Genomic DNA, 6,647 nt, shown 5'->3' with positions numbered 1-6,647 from the left:
CGGCTCCAGAAGCGATCTTGCCGCCAGCATCCGATCTGCCCTACGCTGCGCTCCGGCCAGCCCCGATGCTGGCCAACAACGGCCGGGTTCTAACTTAGACCCTGGTATCGTCATGAGGGGCAGGCCAAGAACTGTTATAGGTCAGAAAATTGGACCGTCGTTGGCTCGTCCCGCCGGTTGTTGCAACATGATGGTCCAATTTTAAGGAACCAACAACTCTTGTTGGCACATCGCCATACGGTTCATGCAGCAAAATTCGCTGTTGATGTCGAAGTCGGAAAACGCAAAATATATGTTCGCGGTATGTTTGATTACACGTGTAGTTCTGTTCCCAAGTTCGGGTAATCGATTTTGTCCGCGTTCACGTTCCCTTTCATGACGCGGTCACCTCTTCTTTTGGCCCGCGTCTTGAAGACACGACTTATAAGCGCGATGACACAATCCGAAACCGTAACTACGATGCTACAAACAGCCTTATGTTATTTTATTCAGCCTCCCTGCATGAGGGCAAAATAATCATGCACCATCACTCTCATAAAAAATCAAAAGAGGCTAATGCTTGAACGATAACTCCCATAACAATCAATTTAGTACGATGACGAATCCCTTCGGATCAACATCAGCGAGTCTTGAAGAGCTAGCGGCACGATGCGCGCAAGCCGAAAAGGATCTTGAGGCAGAGCGCACTCATCGCAACAGTTTGATGGATGCACTTCGCAAGGCCGATTCAGATCGGTGGGACCTTGAAGCCGCCGTGGCAGCCTTGGGTCCAGAACGTGAGCGATTAAACGATACGATACGCCAACAGCAAATGACGATAAGCCGGCTGTCAGCTGAGTTGCTCAAGGCCTATCGTCGGCCATTTCGCCCCCTTAAGTATATGCTGGCATCCGGGTTTCTTAGGACACTTGCGACAATTGTAAGGCCCATTTCCGAGGGAGCCGCCCGACGATACACGCGGTCGGCCGCAAAACGGAGCCCGGATCGCTTCGCTTTGCTACCTCCACCGGTCCCTGTCCCGATAAAGCACGAGGACTGGGTTCTGGAATTCGACACTCCTGATGGCGATAGCCTGCAGAACTACATTCAAACGGCGTCCGAAATCCCAAGGATCTTGATCATTGTCGAGTTCGAGGCAGGCTCCTTCAAACCCTGGAAAGACGTCTTCGAATCCCTTGAATGCTTGATAGGCGTCGACTGGCGAGCCGTATTCAAATTGCACAGATCGGATATGCCTGGCCACGTTTTGCGGATCCTCGCGTCAGAACCGAGGATCCAGACACTCGACGATGACATCGGGATCAATGAAACGATCATCGTTCATTTCGGGGCTGGCGCCGTGCTGCGGCCTCACAGCATTCGCCTCCTCGTAGAGGCCCTCGCAAAGGGCTCCGACGCCGTGCTGGCCTATGGCGATGAAGACAAGATTGGCGCCGACAAGAGCCTTTCCACTCCCTGGTTCAAACCCGCTTTTTCGCCTTTGCTTGCCAAGCAAGGCCTGCTGCTGGGGCGAGTGGTCGCGATGCGTTCCGTCGACGCGACTGACGCGAAAACGCTGGCTGAGGCGCTTCTCGATGAGAACGGCGATTCCCAGCAATATTTGATCGATTTCGCGTTGCGAGCCGGTGCCTCCCGCGTCATTTCCATTCCGCATATCATCTTTCATAACAAGGTCGCTCCGCTTGTCCCGCCGCCCTTCACTCGGCCTTCGCTTCCGAACGATCTACCAATCGCGTCGATCATTATCCTAACGCGCGATCGATGGGATCTACTCAGTCAGTGCCTTGAAAGCATTTACGTCACCGATTGGCCGCGCGAAAAACTTGAGATCATCGTGGTGGATAATGGATCGTCCGACTCTGAATGCGTCGCCGGGTTGAGCGCCGCCGCCGAGGCCGGGAAAATCGTGGTTCAGCGCGACGCTGGCCCATTCAACTTCTCGAGACTAAACAACAATGCCGTCCGGAATGCGAAGGGCGAGCTCGTCATTCTACTGAACAACGACACCAAGGCGATCTCTGTCGACTGGCTTCGAGAATTGGCTGCCTACGCGCTGCTGCCTAATGCGGGTGCCGTTGGCCCCAAACTGCTCTACGGAGATTCCACGGTTCAGCATGGTGGAGTTGTCGTCGGTATACAGGGCCTCGCGGCTCACGCCCATCTGGGCTTGCAGAAGGAAGAGGGCGGTTATCAGAACCTCGCAAATGTCACTCGGGAAATCTTAGCGGTGACAGGAGCGTGCGTCGCTATCCGCAAATCGAAATATCTCGAAATCGGAGGGATGAGGGAGGATTATCAGGTTGCATTCGGCGACATTGTATTGTGCCTTGATTTATACGCGCACGGTTATACCAACTATTATGTTCACAAATCGCTTTTCTATCACTACGAGAGCAGGACACGTGGCTTCGACGATACGGACGCCAAGCGCCAGCGTGCGCGATGCGAGGCCATTCAGGCATGGCGCCTGCACAAATCTTTGCTTCAAGAGGATCCTTTCTATTCGCCAAACCTTTCTTTGGAAGAGACTTATCAGCCTTCTTTCGCCCCGCGCCGCCGACCTTGGTGGACGCCCGACGATGACCGCCCTTTGCATGTGCTGATGCTCTCCACGGCGCACAAGAGAGGGTACGGGGTGCCTGTTGTTATGGCGGAACACGCTCGCGGGCTTATTGAGCGCGGCTATCGGGTGTCTATCGGCGGCCCAGTGTCGGATCACGATTTTGAATATCCCGGATGTCACCGTCTTGATGTCGCCGATCCTCGGCTCGCGATGAGGTGGGCCATCAAAAACGACGTGGATGTAATCATCGCCCACACGCCGCCATTTTATTCCATCGCCAGATGGGCCGGCCACGCCATCCCTGTGGTTGCTTATGATCATGGCGAGCCGCCACCAGAGCGCTTCAGGGACGCCTCTGAGCGTCGTGAGATCCTGAAGGAAAAGGATTTTTGCCTCCACATGTCCGCGCGGGTGTACACAATATCCGAGGCGATCAAGATGGAGAGCCGGACGCCCGTCGATGCCGTCATTCGGCTCGGCAATACCCACCTTGGACGATGGGACGACAGCAAAGCGGAAGCGAGACGGCGCCTCCGTGCAGAAAACGCATGGAATGATTGCTTTGTAGTGCTCAATGTCGCCCGTTTTCATGCTGCGGAGCAGCGTTACAAGGGCATTGATCTTTTTCTGGAGACATTGCGAACTCTCCGCGCGAACGCTGCCACAGCGTCGAAGCCTGTCGTTTTCGTTCTCTGCGGCAAGGGCGACGAAGCCGATTACAGCAAACTGCGACGCAGCGGCATCGACGTGCGCGCCGGCGTTAGCGACGCCGCGCTTGAGGAACTCTATGCTGCCGCCGACGCCTATGCGAATTTCTCGCAATGGGAAGGTTATAACCTCGGCATTGGCCAGGCGCTGGCCATGGGGCTCCCTGTGGTCGCTTCGGACATTCCAGCTCACCGTGCCTTCGGCGTGACCACGGTCAATTCGCCAGCCGCTGCGGCGCAAGCGTTGATGGGCTTTATTTCATCTCCCCAAACCGATCGCACGCCGCGGCTCTGGACCTGGGACGAGCCTATCAACGTCCTGGCCGCCGAGATCGAGAGTCTCTGCAGACACCGAAGCTCTTTAAAGCGCGATTGCGCCCCATAACCGGCGGCCATAACATCTGTCTCCGAGCAGATTTCGAAGCTTTGCGGATGGAGACTGTTCGAGAACGACACGGGCGTTGCATACGACCTAGTGAACGTGGATGAAGCATCGTAAGGAGGCCCAATTTTTAAGGGCGGAGAAGAATGAACTAGAAACTACGAGGCTGGGCCTGGGCGACCACTATTACCCTACCACCATGCTCCACCACTGGCTTTAGTAGAACATCGCAGGTTGAAGTAACTAATAAATCGGGAGGTGTACCGCTTGGCCGCCAGGGACACCGCATTGGGCGATGACGTTCCTTCGGACGACAGCGTCATCGGGTTCTTTGATCGGATCCATCGGGGTGTATTAGCAGGCTGGGCGATCAATCGTTCCGTGCCGGATACCCCGCTGAAACTCGGTCTATGGTTCAAAGGCGTCTGCATTCATGTGGCATCGGCCGATACATTTAGGCCGGACTTGGCGCAAGCCTTCGGAACCCGAGGATTTCATGGATTCGAGTTCGAGTGCCCGACGGATCTGCGCGCTGTCGATGTGCTCGACATCGAGGTGATCCCCGTTGGCGCGTGCTCCCCTTTGCAGAAAGTTGAGGACGTCATTCTTCGGCATGGCACCCGTTTGGTCCAAACGGGCGCGCCTCATCCCGATCAGCCGAATAATTCCGGGGCTTTGTGGAAGAGGTACAGGTCGGTGCCTCGTGACTTTTCGCTGGCGCAGCGGGAGCCTAAAATTGGGATCGTGATCGTCAACCGGAACGGCTCTGAGCGCCTGGAGCGGCTTTTCGCCAGTGTTAAACAACATAATTCGTACCAGTCGATGACGTTCTTCATCATCGATCAGGGATCGACCGACGACTCCCGGCTAGTATGCGCACGATGGGCGATGCGACTGCCAATCACTTTCATCGAGCGGCGAATAAACTTTTCGATTGCGGCCTCCAGGAATTATGGCGCTCGTTTAGCCAGTGACTGCGGCCTGTTGATGTTCCTGAAGAGCGACATCGAACTTTGCGCGGATGCGCTGCCGTCTATGGCCGCCTTCATGTCTCATGACGATTGCTGCCTCTTGGGCGTTCGCCTTCGGACCGGCGCCGATGGTCCGGGAGTTAGCAACGCCCACTCGGATCATCTGGGAATCGCTCTGGATGATTGCGCGCCGGGCGTAGTTTTCAATCCTTATGAAATTTTGGCTGCTGGCGCGGACGATGAAATTTCCGCAGATGCATGGGAAGTTCCTGTGGTCTCCGGAGACTTCATGATGATCCGCCGGACACATTTTGAGTCAATCGGCGGATTTGACGAAGGCTATCGGGACGGTTTTGAGGACGTCGATCTTTGCCTCATGGCGCGCCAGAGGTTAGGAAAGCGGAACTTTTGCATGACCGAGTTTGCCGCTAGGAGGCAAACGGATCCGCTGCGCCCTGCGTCGCATGACGAAAATTTCAGACTGACTCGCCGCAATCTGCGCCGGCTGGAGAATCGCGCGGGTGCCCTCGTTCGTTCGGAAATGATCGCTGACATGTTCCGTCAGCCACCATTGCTAAGGCCGAGGCCAACCCGCATCGCATTCGCCGTGACTGCGGTGGATATGAGTGGAGAGGCGGGGGACTACTTAACTGCTTGCGAACTTGGCGCGGAACTCAGCCGACTATACGGCTGGCATGTCAGTTATCTGGAACACGCCTTTTGGTACGACCTCGACTATTTCGACATTGTCGTGGCGATGCGTCACGATTTCGACCCTGCCCTCATTCAATCAGCGAACCCGCATCTGGTTCTAGTCGGGTGGGCAAGGAATTGGTGCGATCTTTGGTTAAGCAATCGTCAGACGCGGCAGTTCGACCAGATCTGGGCTTCGTCCTCCAAATTTGCACAGGCTCTGCGAGTTCGCCTTGGCCAACGGACGCCAGTCATCAGGATCGCTTCGAACACGACCCGTTTCAGCTGCGGCAAGTTTTGCTCTTCGCTTCAATCCGATTATTGTTTCACGGGCAGCTATTTCCAGTCGCCGCGGGATATTATTTCGGCTGTCAATCCGGAGTCAGTACCCTTCTCTTTCGCGATCTATGGGCATAATTGGGAGAAGGTCCCCGCGCTCGCGAGCTTTTCCAGGGGACCGCTCTCGTATGGCCGAATGCCCGACGTCTATGCCTCCACCAAGATCGTCATCGACGACTCGAACTTTACGACGCTGCAGTGGGGCACGCTCAACTCCCGTGTCTTCGACGCGCTTGCGAGTGGAGCTCTCGTTCTGACCAACAACAGCGTGGGCTCAGATGAGACGTTTGATGGGCTTTTACCCCATTGGTCGTCGCGCGCTGAGTTGACTGACCTCCTGAATCATTATCTCCGCAACGATACGGCGCGGCAGATCGTGGCGGACAAGTTGAAGTCGATCGTCTTTCACCGCCACTCCTATACGCGCCGCGCGCAGGAGGTATATCAAGCGCTCTCGGAACTTGTCCAAGCCCGTCACCGCGTCGGGATCGTCATCGCGTCGACGTTTCCCTCTTCAGAGCGCGAAGCCCTGATCGACGCGATCAGATCTGCGGTCGACTGCCAGAGTTTCATTCGCGCACGTCGCGAAATCGGGGGCCGCTCGGCCGACGAATCCAGCGCAGGCGACGACGTAAGGATTGTCATTGCGGCACCCGGTCTCGAAGCCAAGCTTGCAACGCTGCGCGATGACCAGGTCAATATACTGATCGCGCTCGGGTCGCCTGCCGACGTCGCGCCGGGCGAAATTGATCGGTTCGACATCGCTTTTGTAGGCGATGACGAGATGGCCCGTGCCTTTACCAGTCGGACCCGAGTGCCGGTTCGCGCACTTTTCGACCAACCCGGGAGCATGGCGCGGAATGTCATCCGATTCGACGAAAACGGAGCGGCAATCTCGCTGATCGACAGCTATTGCCTACAGATTGCGGTAAAGAAAGCTATCGAACGACATGCCGACATATGCTCGTCATTAACATCAGCACAGCGCGAAA

Annotated in this window: 2 protein-coding genes; both read left to right on the top strand. The window is 56.0% G+C overall.

Annotated elements, in window-relative coordinates; translation table 11 throughout:
- Positions 1-559 precede the first annotated feature (559 nt).
- Positions 560-3,655, top strand: coding sequence for a glycosyltransferase (locus AB7F49_RS36880; protein WP_428532162.1), 3,096 nt, complete (start codon positions 560-562; stop codon positions 3,653-3,655).
- Positions 3,656-3,919: 264 nt separating this feature from the next.
- On the top strand, positions 3,920-6,647 hold a 2,728-nt coding region (locus AB7F49_RS36875), incomplete at its 3' end, for a glycosyltransferase family protein (protein ID WP_428532159.1).

Source organism: Pseudorhodoplanes sp. (assembly GCF_050250235.1).
GTDB lineage: Bacteria > Pseudomonadota > Alphaproteobacteria > Rhizobiales > Xanthobacteraceae > Pseudorhodoplanes.
Note: the sequence above shows the minus strand (reverse complement) of the source record. Positions and strands in the feature narration are given on the sequence as shown.